This window comes from Flavobacteriaceae bacterium, from assembly GCA_003443635.1.
Lineage (GTDB): Bacteria > Bacteroidota > Bacteroidia > Flavobacteriales > Flavobacteriaceae > AU392.
On record CP031964.1, the window covers coordinates 1,811,934 to 1,831,126 of the forward strand.

The 19,193-nt window shown below is 30.5% G+C and carries 18 protein-coding genes; 12 read left to right on the forward strand and 6 right to left on the reverse strand.

Annotated features, from left to right (window positions below; all coding sequences use genetic code 11):
• Positions 1-23: 23 nt before the first annotated feature.
• The 5 genes from menA to D1817_08305 all read left to right on the forward strand — a co-directional run bounded on the left by menA (position 24) and on the right by D1817_08305 (position 6,240).
• Positions 24-935 (forward strand): 1,4-dihydroxy-2-naphthoate octaprenyltransferase, encoded by a 912-nt coding sequence (gene menA, locus D1817_08285; GenBank protein AXT19879.1) that lies wholly within the window; start codon positions 24-26, stop codon positions 933-935.
• Positions 936-974: 39 nt separating this feature from the next.
• Positions 975-2,015 carry an o-succinylbenzoate synthase gene (locus D1817_08290; protein AXT19880.1) on the forward strand — a complete coding sequence of 347 codons (1,041 nt, stop codon included), beginning with the start codon at positions 975-977 and terminating at the stop codon, positions 2,013-2,015.
• The gene (locus tag D1817_08295; protein AXT19881.1) at positions 2,012-2,980 is read left to right on the forward strand and encodes a CPBP family intramembrane metalloprotease; all 969 of its coding nucleotides are present in this window, start codon (positions 2,012-2,014) and stop codon (positions 2,978-2,980) included. The genes D1817_08290 and D1817_08295 overlap by 4 nt, the downstream gene beginning before the upstream one ends.
• A gap of 1 nt (position 2,981) precedes the next feature.
• Positions 2,982-4,034: an O-succinylbenzoic acid--CoA ligase gene (locus D1817_08300; GenBank protein AXT19882.1), complete on the forward strand. Its 1,053-nt coding sequence runs from the start codon at positions 2,982-2,984 to the stop codon at positions 4,032-4,034.
• Between the two features lie 97 nt (positions 4,035-4,131).
• Positions 4,132-6,240, forward strand: a complete 2,109-nt coding sequence (locus D1817_08305; GenBank protein ID AXT19883.1) for a DUF3520 domain-containing protein — start codon at positions 4,132-4,134, stop codon at positions 6,238-6,240.
• 45 nt (positions 6,241-6,285) lie between these two features.
• Here the strand turns inward: D1817_08305 and D1817_08310 are convergent, their stop codons facing one another.
• Entirely contained in the window at positions 6,286-6,708 is a 423-nt protein-coding gene (locus D1817_08310; protein ID AXT19884.1) for a DoxX family protein, read from the reverse strand.
• Positions 6,709-6,864: 156 nt separating this feature from the next.
• Here D1817_08310 and D1817_08315 point away from each other — a divergent pair, with 156 nt between their 5' ends.
• Positions 6,865-8,202 carry a M24 family metallopeptidase gene (locus tag D1817_08315; protein ID AXT19885.1) on the forward strand — a complete coding sequence of 446 codons (1,338 nt, stop codon included), beginning with the start codon at positions 6,865-6,867 and terminating at the stop codon, positions 8,200-8,202.
• 2 nt (positions 8,203-8,204) lie between these two features.
• Here the strand turns inward: D1817_08315 and D1817_08320 are convergent, their stop codons facing one another.
• The 3 genes from D1817_08320 to D1817_08330 are packed head-to-tail and all read right to left on the reverse strand — an operon-like array spanning position 8,205 to position 11,694.
• Positions 8,205-9,464, reverse strand: coding sequence for an MFS transporter (locus D1817_08320; GenBank protein ID AXT19886.1), 1,260 nt, complete (start codon positions 9,462-9,464; stop codon positions 8,205-8,207).
• Positions 9,465-9,470: 6 nt separating this feature from the next.
• Complete coding sequence (locus D1817_08325) at positions 9,471-10,037, reverse strand: hypothetical protein (protein AXT19887.1); 567 nt, start codon at positions 10,035-10,037, stop codon at positions 9,471-9,473.
• Positions 10,038-10,065: 28 nt separating this feature from the next.
• Positions 10,066-11,694, reverse strand: coding sequence for an acyl-CoA carboxylase subunit beta (locus tag D1817_08330; protein AXT19888.1), 1,629 nt, complete (start codon positions 11,692-11,694; stop codon positions 10,066-10,068).
• A 155-nt stretch (positions 11,695-11,849) separates the two neighbouring features.
• Between D1817_08330 and D1817_08335 the strand changes: the two genes are divergently transcribed.
• The 4 genes from D1817_08335 (at position 11,850) to ettA (ending at position 15,302) form a co-directional block, all read left to right on the forward strand.
• Positions 11,850-12,380 (forward strand): NAD(P)H-dependent oxidoreductase, encoded by a 531-nt coding sequence (locus D1817_08335; GenBank protein ID AXT19889.1) that lies wholly within the window; start codon positions 11,850-11,852, stop codon positions 12,378-12,380.
• 18 nt (positions 12,381-12,398) lie between these two features.
• Positions 12,399-13,268 (forward strand): pirin family protein, encoded by an 870-nt coding sequence (locus D1817_08340; GenBank protein AXT19890.1) that lies wholly within the window; start codon positions 12,399-12,401, stop codon positions 13,266-13,268.
• A 75-nt stretch (positions 13,269-13,343) separates the two neighbouring features.
• Positions 13,344-13,526, forward strand: coding sequence for a hypothetical protein (locus D1817_08345; protein AXT19891.1), 183 nt, complete (start codon positions 13,344-13,346; stop codon positions 13,524-13,526).
• Between the two features lie 84 nt (positions 13,527-13,610).
• Positions 13,611-15,302: an energy-dependent translational throttle protein EttA gene (ettA, locus tag D1817_08350; GenBank protein ID AXT19892.1), complete on the forward strand. Its 1,692-nt coding sequence runs from the start codon at positions 13,611-13,613 to the stop codon at positions 15,300-15,302.
• An 86-nt stretch (positions 15,303-15,388) separates the two neighbouring features.
• Here the strand turns inward: ettA and D1817_08355 are convergent, their stop codons facing one another.
• Together D1817_08355 and D1817_08360 are read right to left on the reverse strand one after the other, a co-directional pair.
• Positions 15,389-15,631: a hypothetical protein gene (locus tag D1817_08355; protein ID AXT19893.1), complete on the reverse strand. Its 243-nt coding sequence runs from the start codon at positions 15,629-15,631 to the stop codon at positions 15,389-15,391.
• Between the two features lie 82 nt (positions 15,632-15,713).
• The gene (locus D1817_08360) at positions 15,714-16,442 is read right to left on the reverse strand and encodes an MBL fold metallo-hydrolase (protein AXT19894.1); all 729 of its coding nucleotides are present in this window, start codon (positions 16,440-16,442) and stop codon (positions 15,714-15,716) included.
• A gap of 160 nt (positions 16,443-16,602) precedes the next feature.
• Between D1817_08360 and D1817_08365 the strand changes: the two genes are divergently transcribed.
• Positions 16,603-17,955, forward strand: coding sequence for a microtubule-binding protein (locus tag D1817_08365; protein ID AXT19895.1), 1,353 nt, complete (start codon positions 16,603-16,605; stop codon positions 17,953-17,955).
• Positions 17,956-18,130: 175 nt separating this feature from the next.
• On the forward strand, positions 18,131-19,192 hold the full coding sequence (locus D1817_08370; protein ID AXT19896.1) for a hypothetical protein: 1,062 nt from the start codon (positions 18,131-18,133) through the stop codon (positions 19,190-19,192).
• Position 19,193 lies beyond the last annotated feature (1 nt).

Genomic DNA, 19,193 nt, shown 5'->3' on the forward strand with positions numbered 1-19,193 from the left:
TAACAACTACTAAATTTTAATTGATGGATAAAATAAAGTTATGGATCTCGGCATTTCGTTTAAGAACATTGCCACTATCGATATCAGGAATTATCGTTGGTGCATCTATGGCATATTATAATGGTTATTTTAAAATTTCAATTTTTATCCTTGCAATTTTAGTAACCTTGAGCTTGCAAATCCTATCAAATTTAGCAAATGATTATGGTGACGGTGTAAAAGGAACAGATAATAACAACAGGATAGGCCCAGAGCGAGCAATACAAAGTGGTAAAATTACACCAGACGAAATGTTTTCTGCAATTAGAGCTAATATATTAATTGTAATAATGCTTATATTTTTATTAATACTAGCCTCTTTCGGAACAAAGCATTTTTTATATGCTATTACCTTTTTTATATTAGGGATACTTTGCGTTTATGCAGCCATTAAATATACAATAGGAGCTTCTGCTTATGGTTATCGATCATTAGGAGATATTATGGTTTTTATTTTCTTTGGATTACTAAGTGTTATGGGAAGTTATTTTTTATTTGCTAGGCAATTAGATCATATATTAATTTTACCGGCGTGTGCTATAGGGTTGTTAAGTGCAGGAGTACTTAATCTCAATAATATGAGAGATATTAAATCTGATTTATCTTCTAATAAAATTACTGTAGCTGTAAAATTAGGCCTGAAAAAAGCTAAGCGATATCATTATACACTCATAATAAGTGCAATGATTTTATCTGCTATTTTTGGGTTATTATATTATACTGCTCCTCTAAACCTTATTTTTGTTCTTGCTTATATTCCTTTAGTAAAACATTTGCGATTTGTTCAAAAAACAGAAAATCCCAAACTGCTAGATTCCCAACTAAAAACTTTGGCGTTAACTACATTTATATTTTCAATTTTGTTAGGAGTAGGGTATTTGCAAAATGCATTTTAAATACATATTCTATATATAACTTATACTCTAAACTTTTCAATGAAAGCTTCTTATTATAAATACATACTTGATTTTAAGCAGGCTAGTGGTACTTCTAGAGGAGTAATGACGCATAAAGAAACTTGGTTTATTATCTTAAAGACAGATACAAAACAAGGTGTTGGAGAATGTAGCATTTTAAGAGGATTGAGTATAGATGATTGCCCAAGTTTTGAAACTAAATTAAAATGGACTTGCGATAATATTCATTTAGGTTTAGAAACCTTGCTACAAGAGTTAATTGAATTCCCTGCGATACAATTTGGTTTAGAAATGGCATTTTTGTCGCTTCAAAGTATAAATAAATTTGAGTTATTTCCTTCAAAATTTACTAAAGAGAAGGCATCTATCCCTATTAATGGATTAATTTGGATGGGGGGCAAACACTTTATGAAGCAACAAATTAAAGATAAATTAAATCAAGGATTTAGTTGTATTAAAATGAAAATTGGAGCTATAGATTTTAAAACAGAATTAGAATTATTAAAATCAATTAGAGACGAATTCTCTGTTAGTGATATTGAATTAAGAGTTGATGCTAATGGTGCTTTTTCTGCTGAAAATGCTTTAGAAAAATTAAAAATACTGTCTCAATTTGATTTACACTCAATTGAACAACCTATAAAGCCGAAGCAGTATGAAAGCATGGCTCAACTGTGTGAACAATCTCCGCTACCTATTGCTTTAGATGAAGAATTGATTGGTGTACTCTCTTTAAAAAATAAAGAAGAGTTATTGAAAACTATTAATCCGCAATATATTATTTTAAAACCAAGTTTAGTAGGTGGTTATAAAGGTAGTAATGAATGGATTAAGCTTTCGGAAAATCAAAATATTGGTTGGTGGGTTACTAGTGCTTTAGAAAGCAATATAGGTCTTAATGCTATTGCACAATGGACGTATACTCTAAATAGTAATTTGCCGCAGGGGTTAGGAACTGGGAGTTTGTTTATTAATAATTTTGAATCTCCATTAGAAGTAAGGAGAGGAAAATTATATTATAATAATATTATAAATTGGAATTTTAAATTAAAAGAATGAGTTACATACAACAAGCTTATAAAGGATTATATGATTATTGGAGATATTTAATAGGAATAGCTATTATTGTAGCTGGAATTACAATATTTTCGATACCTCATGCTATTGCTATTGCATTTAAAACATTTGAAGGAGAAATAGATCAATCTAGAATAGATGATATAAGCTATTTAATGAGCTTATTTGACTCAAACCTGAATTTAATTTTTGTGCTACTACCCTTTGCAGGAGGTCTACTAACATTAATTTTAGTGACAAGATATCTTCATAAACAATCGTTTGTCAAACTCACTACAACTCGTAAAAAAATAGATTGGAAACGTATTTTATTTGCATTTTTCTTTTGGGGTATTATATCATCAACTTTTGTGTTAATTGATTATTATTCTAATCCAGAATCGTATCAATTCAACTTTAAACTAATGCCATTTGTCATATTAGCTCTTATTTCTATTGCTTTGGTCCCGTTACAAACGAGCTGTGAAGAATATTTGTTTAGAGGTTATTTAATGCAAGGAATAGGAGTGATAGTGAAAAACAAATGGATTCCTTTAATCATCACTTCAGCTATTTTTGGATTATTACACATTTCTAACCCAGAAATTGATCAGTTAGGTCATATCCTTTTAGTGTATTACATTGGTACTGGTTTATTTTTAGGAATTACTGTTTTAATGGATGAAGGACTAGAACTCGCGTTAGGGTTCCATGCTGCAAACAATTTGTTTACAGCATTATTAGTAACAGCAGATTGGACAGCGTTTCAAACGCATTCTATATTAAAAGATGTTTCAGAACCGGAAGCAGCTGGAATAATGGATACCTTTTTTCCTGTGTTTGTTATATTCCCTATAGTACTATTTATTTTTGCTAAAAAATATAAATGGAATAATTGGAAAGGAAAATTATTTGGTAAAGTAAAGCAACCTTTAAAAGAAAACTATAAGATTATAGGAGAATCTTAAAATGATAACAAACTTCACTAAAATACACAATGCGTTTAAGTTAAATGGTAAACATTATACGTTAACTGCATTAAAAGAAGTTGCATTAGATTTTGCTAAACAAGAAAGTTATAAAGTTCACATTGGTAATTTTTTATTAGATTGGTTAAATAATGAAGACTATGTTGTAGTAAATACTTCAGGTTCTACAGGAATACCCAAAGCTATTAAACTTCAAAAGCAAGCAATGATTTATTCTGCTAAGGCTACAGGAGATTTTTTTAAGTTAGAACCAAACCACAAAATATTACATTGTTTACCTAGTAATTTTATTGCAGGTAAAATGATGTTAGTTAGAGCATTAGTTTTAGGCTTGGATGTACATATCGTAACTCCAGCGTCAAACCCTTTAGAAGGAATAAATAAAGAGTATGAGTTTTGTGCTATGGTACCATTACAACTAGAAAACTCTCTAAAAAAATTATATAAAATTAAAACCCTCATTGTTGGAGGAGCAGCTGTATCAAATACCCTTAAAAATGAATTAGAAAACCTTTCAACTCGTATATATGCTACTTACGGGATGACAGAAACCATTACTCATATTGCAGTAAAGGCATTAAATTATTCTAATAATAGTCTCTACTATAGTGTTCTTCCAAATATTATAGTTAAAACAGATGAAAGAGGATGTTTAGTTATAAATGCCCCTCAATTAAACCCAAAAGCAATTGTTACTAATGATCTTGTGACACTGAAATCAGAAACATCTTTTAAACTCTTAGGGCGCTATGATAATATAATTAATTCTGGAGGGATTAAATTTATTCCAGAACAAATTGAACAAAAGCTCCAACACTTAATTAATTCGCGATTTTTTATTGCTTCAGAAAATGATAAACAGTTGGGAGAGCGTTTAATTATTATTATTGAAGCTGAAGAAAATAGTATTGACTCTTCAGTTTTTAGTGTTTTAGAGAAATATGAAACACCTAAAAAGATTTATTATTTAAATCGATTTATAGAAACTGCTACTTCTAAAATAAATCGTATTGAAACCCTTAAATTAATTTAAGAGTAGTTCACTCACCCAAAAGAAGACTTTACTCATTACTGGTTTTATAAATTATGGTTTATATATAGTTTTATATCAAACTTTAAAACAGATCATAATGAGAAAACTAATTTTAATCGTATGCGCATTAACGATATCTTTACAGATACAAGCGCAGGAAAAAGTAATTAGAGGAACAGTAACGTTTTCTGAAGATGGTTTACCATTGCCAGGAACTAGTGTTCTTGTTAAAAAAACAAAGAGAGGAGTTCAAACTGATTTTGATGGGAACTACGAACTTAAAGCTAGTATTGGGGAAATATTGGTGTTTTCATTAATAGGTTATAAAAATGAAGAAGTAGTTGTCGGAAGTTCAAACCGTATTGATGTTTCATTAGATTTAGATATTAAAGCATTGGAAGAAGTTGTTGTTACTGGATATGCTACAACAAGTAAAATACAGCTCACTGGTGCTGTATCATCAATGAGTGGTAAAAAAAAAGTAAAACCATCATTAGGTCAAGTGCTTCAGGGGCAAACATCAGGAATACAAGTTACTTCTGCAAATGGAACTGCAGGTGCTTTAACCTCAATAACTATTAGAGGTGTTAACTCTATAAATTCAAACAAACCTTTATATATTGTAGATGGTATACCAGTTAATGAAACGGATTTTAATTCTCTAACTCCAAAAAAAATCAAAGACATTAAAGTATTTAAAAATGATAAAGCATCTGCTTTATATGGAAGTAAAGGTGCAAATGGAGTTATTGTAATTAGTACAAAAGGAAAAAAACAGCAAACGGATTTATCAATTATTGAAGATTTCTATAATGAATCTTACGCTCAAATCAACGAAAACAGTTTTGAAAGAACCAATTTATCTCCATTATCAACGTTTTCTATAGATGTTGATAAAGCGTCATATAGTAATATTAGACGAATGATTAATAAAGGGCAAAAAATCCCTTATGATGCAGTGAAAATTGAAGAAATGATTAATTATTTTGATTATAATTATCCACAACCATCAGATAACCACCCATTTTCAATTAATACAGAAGTTGCTCAAACCCCTTGGAATATAGATACCAAAATTGTCAAAATTGGACTCCAAGGAAAAACTTATGAAAACGACGCATTACCAGCATCTAATCTTACATTCTTAATTGATGTGTCTGGGTCTATGGGAGCACATAATAAATTACAATTATTAAAACCAGCGTTCAAATTGTTAGTTAATCAGCTGAGAAAAAAAGATAAAGTATCTATCGTTGTATATGCTGGTGCTGCAGGTGTTGTTTTAGAACCAACATCGGGTGATAAAAAAGAAAAAATAATGGAAGCTTTAGACAATTTACAATCAGGAGGGTCTACAGCTGGGGGAGCTGGCATTAAACTGGCTTATAAGTTAGCTCAAGAACACTTTATAAAAAATGGAAATAATCGAGTTATTTTAGCAACAGACGGAGATTTTAATGTAGGAGCTTCTAGCGACAAAGCTATGGAGAAATTAATTGAAGAAAAACGCAAATCGGGAGTGTTCTTATCAGTATTAGGTTTTGGATACGGAAATTATAAGGATTCAAAATTAGAAACCTTAGCAGATAAAGGAAATGGCAATCACGCATACATCGATAATCTTCAAGAAGCTCAAAAAGTATTCGGTAAAGAGTTTGGAGGAACATTATACACTATTGCTAAAGATGTGAAAATTCAAGTAGAATTTAACCCTAAAAAAGTGCAAGCATATCGATTAATAGGCTATGAAAATAGATTGTTAGCTGATGAAGATTTTATTGACGATACTAAAGATGCAGGAGAACTAGGAAGTGGTCATACCGTAACAGCTCTTTATGAAATAATTCCAGTAGGTATAAAAAGTGATTATTTAAAGGAAGTGGATGATTTAAAATACACAGAAACAACTCCAACTAATAAATACTCTGATGAATTATTAACAGTAAAGTTTCGTTATAAAAAACCTTCTGAAGATGAAAGTATAGAAATGATTCACACACTTAAAGACGAGCTAAAAGAAGCTTCTAGCGATTTAAAATTTGCTTCAGCTGTTGCTTTATTCGGAATGCAACTAAGACATTCAAAATATTATAATAATTCCAAAATTGAAGACATAATTACTTTAGCTAATGCAGCAAGAGACAATGATAAAGAAGGTTATAAAGCTGAATTTATAAGATTAGTATCTTTATACGAAAATTTATAAAAAAACAAATAAGAAAGAGCAATTTCAGTATTGTTCTTTCTTATCTTATTGTTGCATTTTTAAATAATAATCAGCAGAACGCTTTCCAGAACCATAAAACATAAAAAATACTGAAACCAAAAATGTAATACTGGCAAGCAATAAATTTAAAGTGTTCATCTCTCCAACAAAATTTATAAGTATGGCACCAATTAAAATTGGTAATTGAGCAATTATTGCCCAACGTGTTAACAAACCACACATTATTAAAATACCTCCAATAAAATGAGCGGGAACTACATAATGAACAGTAATCATTCCTCCAGCAAGATTCTGGATAGGTTTAAACAAATCCATTAAAAGTTGAGTGTTACCCATAAAATTAATGCCTTTAATAAGTAAAAATACACCTAAAGTAATTCGTAGTATATCTAATGGTAAATAGGTATGCTTGTTTGCCCATTTATTAAGTGTTTTAATTCTTCCCATAACTATACAATTTAGATTTTCAATCATAAGATACGGAAATTATCAGATTAATTAAAATCTGATTTTAATTAATAACTTAAATAAATACTTAATAAATAGATGCTTAATCTTATTTAATTGATTATTTTTCGAGTAATAAATTGAAAAATATAGGGTATGAAAAAGATTATTCTTTTATTATTAATATGTGGATTCCAAGCAAACAGTCAACAAATATTATCTGAAAAAGACCAAGCTAAAATTGTAGATGAATTATTGGCAGAACGGTTTAATAATTTGCTTCCACAATTAATGGATCGTACAGGGATAGATATGTGGGTATTAATTTCTCGAGAATATAATGAAGACCCAGTTTTACGAACAATGCTACCAGCAACTTGGTTAAACGCAAGACGAAGAACAATTATTCTCTTCTATAGAAATAAGGAGAAAAATACACTAGATAAGCTAGCAGTCGCACGATATAATTTTGGAGATAATATTATTTCTGCATGGGATAAAGAAAAGGAACCTAATCAATGGAAACGCCTTGTAGAATTAATAGAAGAACGAAACCCTAAATCTATTGGATTAAACTTTTCTAAGTATTTTAATATTGCTGATGGTTTAGATAAAACAGATTATGATGAGTTTATGGAGTTTCTTCCTAAAAAAAATCAAAATAAAATTGTTTCAGCTCAAAAACTAGCTACAGCTTGGATAGAAACCAGAACTCCTCGAGAAATGGTGATTTATAATCAATTGGTTGATATTACTCATGATATTATTGCTGAGGCATTCTCAGAAAAAGTTATCACACCTGGAATTACAACTACCACGGATATAGAATGGTGGTTTAGACAAAAAGTAACAGAGTTAGGCTTAAAAACATGGTTTCACCCTAGTGTAGATGTGCAACGCAGCGATGATGGATTAGGTAATCATTTGCGTTCGTTCTCTAACCGTCCAGATGAAATGATTATTCTTCCTGGAGATCTATTACATTGTGATTTCGGGATTACGTATTTACGTTTAAATACAGATTGTCAGGAACACGCTTATGTATTAAAGCCTAATGAAAAAAAACCTCCGCAATTTTTAGTGAATGCTTTAAAAAATGGAAATAGAGTACAGGATATTTTTACTTCAAATTTTGAAACTGGAAAAACGGGAAATCAAGTACTACTAAAATCATTAAGTGAAGCTAAAGCAGAAGGATTAAGACCTGCAATTTATACACATCCATTAGGAAGTTATGGACATTCATCTGGAACCACTTTAGGAATGTGGGATTCACAAAATGGAGTAGTGGGTACAGGCGATTATCCATTATTCCCAAATACTGTTTATGCTATTGAGTTAAATACAACAGTAAAAATCCCAGAATGGAAACGTGATATTCGTATAATGCTTGAAGAAGCAGGTTTTTATGGAGAAAGAGGGTTTAGATATGTTAATGGACGACAAACTAAACTGTTTACAATCCCAAGAGTTAAAAAACACCAAGGGAATTGAAATTACTTTTTAGTAAGCCTATAAAACAATATTGAAGCAATTAATCCAAAAAAGGCAAAGCCAGTTAATCCACTAAAAACATATTGATGCCCTAATTTTCCTGGATTATTATCTAATAATACTCCAATTAAAGGTCCTGAAAAAATATCAGGTGTAAATCCTATTACCGAAATTAAGCCTACAACAGTTCCCGTAAGTACTAACGGAATCTTACCTTCTTCTAATACTGCAAAATAGAGTACTCTTACTGTATAAACGCCTATGGCAGTTAGTCCAATAGATAATATAAAAAGAAATGTACTTTGTATATCAATAATTCCCAAAGCAATTATTGTACTTGCGATTATTGTAAATAAAAAACCGATGCTCAACCATAAAGAAGCTCGTGTTCTATCGGCTAGAACTCCAATCAAAACTCCAACGATAGGCCTTATATATAATAATGAAGCACCTATTTTGGCTGAAGTTATAGCATCATAATGCATTACATCATTCGCATATAAAGGAAATATATCAGTAACCTTATAACCTAAGTATGCACAAAGAACAATGATCATAAGTAACCATACCGATGGAATTCTTAAAACTTGTTTAATACTTTTTAAATGTAGTTTCTGACTATTTTCGAAACCATCAACTGTTTTTAATGATCTGAATAAATAAAAAATTAATAACCCTATGAGAGCAATAATAGCAGAAGAAATTAAAATAACATTTCGAAATGCGTGTTGACGTTCTTCAAAAGAAGCATTAACAATATCTGCATCGATAAAAAAAGAAAAAATAAACACTCCTAAAGAGCCTACTCCAGCAGCTACTAAACCTCTACCGCCATCTAAAAAGCCAAAGGCACGACCTTGTTGTTTTGTTCCTCCCCAAATACGTGTTGCTTTTATTAGAGACGACCAGAATAAGAAAATAGTCGTAAATCCCCAATACCCAAACAATAATTTTAATTGAGTGTAATCAGGGAAAGTGGATAGATATATTCCTCCAAGTGCTGTTAGTATTAATGCTGTAGACATTAAATAACGTGGATGAAACTTATCTGCTAATGGACCACCAAATAAATAAGAAAATAAAGCAACAATACCATAAATAGAAAAGCAGTAACCAATTTCAGTATTATTAATATTAAAAACTTCCAGAAATGTAGGCCGAAAAACACGTTGCAATACAAAAGGTAAAATAAAAACAGCCTCTCCAGATAAAATTAAAAGAATAAGAATATAGAAAGGCTGTTTTGTTTTAATTACTCTCATTATTAATTATTGAGAATTATGATAATTGTCATCATATCTTTTTAATTCATTCCTAAATGCGTTTGAAGCTTTAACACTAAAATGACTAGCTTTAAAAATATAATTACCATAATTATTTATAGTTACTGTAAAATCACAAGCTTGAATACCCCTAGAGAATAGTTTATAAATTAGCCCTTTATGATCTATCATACTATTAGGCGAAGTGTATTTAGATTCATAATGAGCTATTAAAAGATCAGAATTTAATTTCTTTTTGAGATTATCTAATATAGATGAAGTTTTTTCTCTTTTGATCCAAGAATAAGAATCATACCAACAATCACTTATAGGTTTGTAATATGAAATTGTTAGATATTTTATAGAATCTAAATCTTTCTCAAAATTTGATTTAAGATAATTTTTAAACTGTATTAGATCACTTTCTTTTAGTTTACCATGATCAATGTTAGTTTTTTCAAAAGTAAGATCTTTTAAAAAGAAGTTCTTAGAATCTATTTCAACTTCTTTAGTTGATTTACAAGAATAATAAATAGAAAAAAGAATTATAATGGTAATAATATTTTTTTTCATAAAGAAATATAAATTTTGTTATGATAAATTATACCTGCAACACACCCAAATTAAAAGGTTTTTCAATAGGAGCATGGTTTGCGGCTTCAATACCCATACTCACCCAAGTACGAGTATCTAAAGGATCAATAACAGCATCTGTCCAAATACGTGAAGCTGCATAATATGGAGAAACTTGATTGTCATAACGTGATTTAATACGATTAAACAATTCTTCTTCTTTTTCTTTAGTAAAAACTTCTCCCTGTTTTTCAAGAGATACTTTCTCTATTTGCAATAGTACTTTAGCAGCGGAGTTTCCACTCATTACTGCTAATTCAGCGCTAGGCCAAGCAGCAATTAATCTTGGATCATAGGCTTTACCGCACATAGCATAATTCCCAGCCCCATAGCTATTTCCTATTACAATCGTAAACTTTGGCACCACAGAGTTACTTACAGCATTTACCATTTTAGCGCCATCTTTTATAATGCCACCATGTTCACTTTTACTACCTACCATAAACCCAGTGACATCTTGTAAAAAAACCAACGGAATTTTCTTTTGATTACAGTTGGCTATAAACCGTGTAGCTTTATCGGCAGAGTCGTTATAAATAACACCACCAAACTGCATTTCGCCTTTTTTTGTTTTTACTAGTTTTCGCTGATTAGCGACAATACCAACTGCCCAGCCATCTATACGAGCATAAGCTGTAATAATGGTTTGCCCGTAACCCTCTTTATACTCATCAAACTCAGAATTATCTACTAATCGTTTAATGATTTCTTTCATATCATATTGGTCTGCTCGCGATTTAGGTAAAAGACCATAAATATCTTGTGGATTTTCTTTTGGTTTTTCAGCTTTCACTTTATTAAAACCAGCTTTATCATAATCTCCAATTTTATCTATAAGTCGTTTTATAGTGTCTAATGCATCTTTATCATCTTTTGCTTTATAATCGGTAACACCACTAATTTCACAATGTGTCGTTGCTCCACCTAAAGTTTCGTTATCAATACTTTCGCCAATAGCAGCTTTTACTAAATAACTTCCCGCTAAAAAAATACTTCCTGTTTTATCAACAATTAAAGCTTCATCACTCATAATTGGTAAATAAGCACCACCAGCAACACAGCTACCCATAACGGCAGCAATTTGAGTAATTCCCACACTACTCATTACTGCATTATTTCTAAAAATTCGCCCAAAATGTTCTTTATCTGGAAATATTTCATCTTGCATAGGTAAATACACACCAGCACTATCTACCAAATATATAATAGGCAATTTATTTTCTATGGCTATTTCCTGAGCACGTAAATTCTTTTTTCCGGTAATAGGAAACCAAGCGCCAGCTTTTACAGTAGCATCATTGGCGACAACAATACACTGTTTGCCCTTTATATAACCAATTTTAATAACAACTCCACCTGAAGGACAACCTCCATGCTCTTCGTACATCCCTTCACCTGCAAAAGCGGCAATTTCAATAGATTTAGATTTAGGATCTAATAAATAATCTATACGCTCTCTAGCAGTTAGTTTTCCTTTAGCATGGTGTTTTTCTATACGTTTTTTTCCTCCACCCAGTTTAACTTGAGCAAAGCGTGATTTTAATTCTGAAAGTAAAAGTTTATTGTAATCTTCGTTTTTATTGAAGTCGATATCCATTAATAAAAAATTTTGAGGTAAAAATACAAAAGTTTTAGTCCCTTAAAAAAGTGCTTCCTTAATAAAATTAACATTCAATTCACAATCTAAAATATAACCTCCTAAGCAAATTGATTAATTTTACATCTCTAAAAAATTTCTCAAATAAAAAACGAATGAAACATATTATAGCTTTTGCTGGTAGCAATAGTAAAGCTTCAATAAATAGACAATTAGCACTTTATACTGCAAGTCAATTACATAATACAAATGTTATTGCTTTAGATCTTAATGATTTTGAATTACCAATGTATGGAATGGATTATGAATTAGCTCATGGTGTTCCTAAAAATGCACAAATTTTTTTAGACCATATTAAAGCATCTGATGGAATTGTATTATCACTTGCAGAACATAACGGATCGTATGCTACTGTTTTTAAAAATCTCTTTGATTGGATGTCTAGAATTGACAAAAAACTATGGAGTAATAAACCAATGTTACTGATGGCCACTTCTCCTGGCGGTAGAGGAGGCACTACAGTATTAGAAGTAGCTAAAAGTAGTTTCTCTCATATGGGTGGAAATATAGTTTCAGAGTTTTCACTACCATCATTTGGAGAAAATTTTTCTGAAGAAGGAATTGTAGATTCAGATTTAAATGCGACTTTTATACGTGCAGTTTCTAATTTTGAAAATGCCCTATAAACAAGAAAATTAAAATATATGAAATTAAGTAGTATAAAAACAATAGGTAGAAGTGATTTTGTAAATATGGGGCCTATCGAGTTACGTCAACCCATACCAACTCGAGAAATTCAAATGATTGATCCGTTTATACTACTACACCATTACGGACCTTATAAAATAGATTTTGAAAATAATCCTTTTGATTTAGGGCCACATCCTCATAGAGGTTTTGAACCTATTACGTTTTTAATTCAAGGGGAGCAATTGCATCGAGATTCTTTAGGAAATGAAAGCGTTGTAAAAGCTGGAGATGTACAATGGACTACGGCAGGTAGAGGAATCATTCATGCAGAAGGACCAACAAAAGAATTTGTTGAAAAAGGAGGCGTACTTGAAGGAATTCAATTATGGTTGAATTTACCTTCTGAAAAGAAAATGATGCAACCTAATTATCAGCATATCAAAGAAGAAGAGTTTCCTGTAATCACTTCTGAAGATGGGAAGATAAAGCTTCAAATTATAGCGGGTCAGTTTGAGGGTAAAAATGGTAAAATACTAACTCAAACACCCGTCAATGCATTTATGATAGATGTTGAAGAAGAAGGGAAACATTTTATAGAATTAAATAATACACATCATAATATGCTTTACCTTTTAAATGGTAGCGTAATAATAAATGACAGTGTGATTTTAGAAAAAGATTCAAAACAACTTATAGAGTTTAGTCAGGATGGTGAAGGATTTTCTATAAAAGGGAATTCAAAAAGTAAATTACTTTTTTTATCAGGAATACCTTTAAATGAGAAAGTTACTAGTTATGGTCCTTATGTTATGAATACACAAACAGAGATCATGGAGGCGCTGCGTGATTTTCAACAAGGTAAAATGGGTTTTCTTCCTAGATGATAATTAACGATTCAAAAAGATGATTATTTGCTTAAAAATACGATATTTGCTTTCTAACTTTTGTAATAGAGAATTATGGCGATGAATAAAAATACAGTATTAGCTTGGGCTACTACAATTATGATAATTGTAGGATTGAGTTTAATAGCGTTAGGAGCATTCAGATATGATGAAATTGCTGGATGGGGTTTTGCTGCTGTTGGATTTGGTTTTTTTGCTATAGCTTGGGTATTTAATGCTTTAAAAGGCCGTGTTTAATTAATATTGCCTTTTATTTTTCTTCAAAAATATAATCTCTTAAATGAGTTTAATTTTAATCTTTTCAATTTTTAATAATAAATTATGAGCGATGATAAGAAAGTAATCTTTTCAATGTCTGGACTTACAAAGACATTTCAAGGTGCTAATACTCCTGTTTTAAAAAATATATATTTAAGTTTTTTTTATGGTGCCAAAATTGGAATTTTAGGACTTAATGGTTCTGGTAAATCTACCTTATTAAAAATCATTGCTGGAGTTGATAAAAACTATCAAGGAGACATCACTTTTTTACAAGATTACTCCGTAGGGTTTTTAGAACAAGAGCCTCAGTTAGATAATGATAAAACTGTTATGGAAGTTGTTCGAGAAGGTGCTGCAGAGACTGTAGCTATACTTGACGAATACAACAAGATTAATGATATGTTTGGCTTAGAAGAAGTTTATTCAGATGCAGATAAAATGCAAAAATTAATGGATAGACAAGCTGTACTTCAAGATGAAATTGATGCTGCTAATGCTTGGGAATTAGATACCAAATTAGAGATTGCTATGGATGCTTTACGTACTCCTGACAGTGATAAAAAAATAGGTGTTTTATCAGGAGGAGAACGTCGTCGTGTAGCTTTATGTAGATTATTATTACAAGAACCAGATGTATTACTATTGGATGAGCCTACCAATCATTTAGATGCTGAATCTGTACATTGGTTAGAACACCATTTAGCACAATATAAAGGTACTGTAATTGCTGTTACACACGATAGATACTTTTTAGACAATGTTGCAGGTTGGATTCTTGAACTTGATAGAGGAGAAGGTATTCCTTGGAAAGGGAATTATTCTTCTTGGTTAGATCAAAAATCTAAACGACTTGCACAAGAAAGTAAAACGGCATCAAAACGCCAAAAAACTTTAGAAAGAGAATTAGAGTGGGTACGTCAGGGTACAAAAGGACGTCAAACGAAACAGAAAGCTCGTTTAAAAAATTATGATAAACTGATGAGTCAAGATCAAAAACAACTTGACGAAAAATTAGAAATATATATTCCTAATGGACCTCGTTTAGGTGTTAATGTAATTGAAGCCATTGATGTAAGTAAAGGTTATGACGATAAATTATTATATGAATCCCTTAACTTTAACCTTCCTCAAGCAGGAATAGTAGGTGTTATTGGCCCTAATGGAGCTGGTAAAACAACTATTTTTAGAATGATAATGGGAGAAGAAATTGCTGATAAGGGTGAATTTAAAGTTGGAGAAACTGCACAAATTGCATATGTAGATCAATCTCATTCTAATATTGATCCTGAAAAATCAATTTGGCAAAATTTTAGCGATGAGCAAGAATTGATTATGATGGGTGGTAAACAAGTAAACTCTAGAGCATACTTAAGTCGATTTAACTTCAGTGGCAGTGAACAAAATAAGAAAGTAAAATTACTTTCGGGAGGAGAACGAAATCGATTACACCTTGCAATGACGCTTAAAGAAGAAGGTAATGTATTACTTTTAGATGAACCTACTAACGATCTTGATGTTAATACGTTAAGAGCTTTGGAAGAAGGTTTGGAAAACTTTGCTGGTTGTGCAGTAGTGATAAGCCATGATAGATGGTTTTTAGATCGTATATGTACACATATTTTAGCCTTTGAAGGTGATTCTCAAGTTTATTTCTTTGAAGGTAGTTTTAGTGATTATGAGGAAAATAAAAAGAAACGTCTTGGTGGTGATTTAACACCTAAACGTATTAAATATAAAAAACTTGTAAGATAATTATTAGTTTTAATGAGTAACTAAAAAAACCAGCTAAATTTAGCTGGTTTTTTAATTTAATTTTGAAATAATATTTTTTTTAAACTCTATTTATTATCATATAGATGACCTTCAGTAAAGTCCTTATAAATTTTATTATCTTCTTCAGAATTTAATGTAGTCTTACGGCTTAAACGTTCATTTTCAGATTTTAACTTGTAAGATTTTCTTATACCAGCAATTAAAAGAATTAAAAAAAAAGAGACAGTTATAATCAATACTGTAACTATATTACTTTGCGCAGTTAAGGATAAGTAGGGATACCCTGTTAGTAAATTATTTAATAACATTGGGGGTGGTGATTTGGGTTAATAATAAGCCAAATATATAACTTAATTTTATAATAATCAGTTGTTTATATGTTTTTTTAATTTAATACCAATTTGCTAATACTACTTTTATGTCAGAATTACCTTTATTTACAAGGGTTTTAAACATTTCAACATCACTTAAACCATTAGTGCCACGATAATGATAAGGATATACTTTTTTAGGTTTGAATTCTAAAACTGCATTAGCAGCACTTTTTTCAGTCATGGTATAAGGTAAATTCATACAAATAAAAGCTATATCTATGTTTTTAAGAGTTCTCATTTCAGGAATATCTTCAGTGTCCCCAGAAATGTAAATACGATCGCTTCCCAAAGTTATCACATAGCCATTACCACGCCCTTTAGTATGAAATTTTAAAGCTTCTTCACGTAAATTATACATTGGTATGGCTTCTACAGACAATTCTTTTGGGTTATAAGTATTACCATTATTAATTGTAACAATTGTTTTAGCTATAGATTTTGGAAGCCTTTCTGTGACTGCTTTAGGTGCAATTAATGTGGTATTATTTAAATTTAAATCCTCAAGAGTTTTTATATTTAAATGATCACCATGTATATCTGTAATCAATACAAAATCAGCAGCTTTATATTTGCTAAAGACATCTTTCCCACCAACAGGATCTATATAAATAACAGTATTATCATATTCTAAAACTAAAGTTCCGTGAGATATAGGATTAATAATAACTTCCTGAGCACTTAATTGGAAGTTATACACAGAAAGTGCTATAATTATTAAGATTATGGTAAGTTTTGTTGCTTTCATAGTAATTTTTGAGTTTAGTTTTTTTATGAATCAAAATCGTGTAACAAAATTAAGTAATTTGATACAGATAATTTAAAGCAATATAAATTTTAAAAACCATATTTTTTAACGAAATTGCTTAACTAAAAACTATTCTTTAACATAAAAATATAACATACCTATGTCTGACGATTTCGATTTATTAGAAACCAATTCCAATGAGAAGCAAGAAAAAGTAGATGTTAACTGGGGAAAAGCTATTGACCAGATGAAATCTAAATTATCTCAAGAAGATGACCCACAAGTGCGTCAAAAGATTTTGAATGCTACGTTAGATGATGTGGTGCATATGGCAGAGAAAGATCGAACAACTCTTTTAGATGCTATTAAGGATTTGACAGACTATCAAGACGAGGTAGGAATTATTTTTGAACGTTTTTCTGCACTTAATGCAAATGAACAAAAAGTTATAGATGATGCCCAAAAAGCTTTAGAACGAGCGAGAATAGAATTAGAAGATGCAGAAAGTAAAGCTGATAATTGGTGGAATAATTTATGGGGTAGGAAAAGTAAAATTAAAAGAGAACAAGCTGAATTAAAAGAAGCTGAAAAAGTTCGTGCAGCTGCTGATAATAAAGCAAAAGCTTTATTTCAACAACGTATTGAAAGTGCTGATGTTGAAACATTATTAAGCGAGTTATCTTATAAAAGTCAAGCAGCGGTAAAACGTTTGAGAGACCGCGAGATCGAAATAAAAGAAGTAGAAGATAAATTACAAGTTGCTATTGTTGAAGCTACCAAAAATCATACTAAAGCTTTAGAAAAGAAAAAAGAAGTAGAAGATAAATTGGAAGAGCGTTATGCACTTTTAAAACAAGCGAGACAAGAATTGGAAGATATCGCAGATAAACAATCAACAGAATATGCAGAAGCTGTTGGTAAAGTAACAACATTAGAGCAAAAAGTTGAAGAATTAGAAGGCCTCAAAAACGCTTATACTACATTAGCTGCAAGTAAGGATAGTTTTGTACATAAGCACAATTTAACTATTAAAGTATTAACATCTTTACGTAGTAATTTGCAAACACATCGTGCAAAATTAAAATCAGATACAGAAGAGCGTCTTAAATATTACGATGGATATATCGTAGCTTTAAAAGCACGTACAGATCAGGAGTTTGCAGCTATTTTAGAACATTTAGGAGTAAAAACCGATGAACACATCGGGGAAACTTTAGCAGCGATGCATACTGCTAGTGCTAAAGCTCGCCAAGATATGATGGATAATATTCCTGTTCACGAAAAGGTAATGCAAGGTGTCTATAGCAGTTATGCTGAAGCTTTACAAGAAATTAGAGCTAAAGATGTAGACATTCAAAAGAATTTTGCTGAGCGTTATGGTATAGATATGAAAGAGATTTTTGAAGATTATTATGCTGTAGATGCAAACCAACCTTCTAGAGATGATGATTCTGCAAATGAAAGTAACGGAGATAACAGTCCAGAACCAGATGGAGATGATTTATTAGGTTAGAGAAAATATTAAGTTATCTAACTGAATAGTATAATCAAACTTTTTGACGACTTCTTTCTTTGCTACATTTCGCAATTAAAACAGAATGATAAAAAAAGAGTTTTAAGTAAACCTCAATGTTTAATAAAAAATATACTTTAAGTTTAAGTATTTACTTTTTAATTAATTCAATAGAATGTCCATAAACCATATTGTAACACCATTAGATTCGGCGGTTCTAGACTCCAAAGAACAGTATGTGTTTTATCACAAAATGGTAGATTTTGCACTAAAAGAACTCATTGTTAGTGTACAACAAAATGCGCTTTGTAATTCTAAAGAAATAGTACTATTCAAACAGTATTGTGACTTATTATTATATTCTGTAGAAGCAATGCGTATTAAGTATATGTACGATGAAGAAGATAATATGAAAGTTGATTTAACAGATTCTGGATTCCCTAATTATTTAGAATTTCGTTATTTGTTTAATGATTTATCTCTTCGAGATAATTATCTAAAAAAACTCACAGATGTCTCTGTATTAAAAGAAGAATTTTTAGATCAATTAATGCGTAAAAAAAAACCAATTACACAGCATAAATTATTTCAAGCTGCATCTATCGTTTATTATACATCAGTAGAGCAGAAATATATTTTTAACAGGTTTGTACAAGGCAAAATTATCGAAGCTCCAGAAACAATTAAAGCAGAATATATGACGAGTTGGAGTTTTTATGATGTGTCTTATAATCGACCTTTTATTTGTTTTATGTATTTTGATTATGATGGTAGAAATATTGAAAAGTATAAAAATGAAATTTATGAGATTTTAAAGAATTCTGCTGATCGTAAAATGACATTGGATACAATGGCTTATGGTATTGATCGAAAACTGAAGGATGTTTTTCCTAAACATATTAAGCGTATTGATTTGGGGCCATTACACAATGTATTTGCTAAAGATGAAAACGAGATTACTCATGCGGTTTTAGAAAGTATTGCAAAAAAAGAAGTAAAACTAGAATCATATGCTTTATCACTTAAAATAGATGAAGTAAAATCAAATAATACATTTAAAGAAGGAGGTTTTTTCTCTGGACAAATATTACAAAAATGGAGTGATGTTGAGCATCAAGAATATGTGTTTGCACCACATCGTATTATACAAATGCTTTATAATAAAGTACCAGATATAATGAATCAATTAGCGAAACCTCCAATTGAGATCGCAGAATTAAAAATAGATAAAGTTTAAA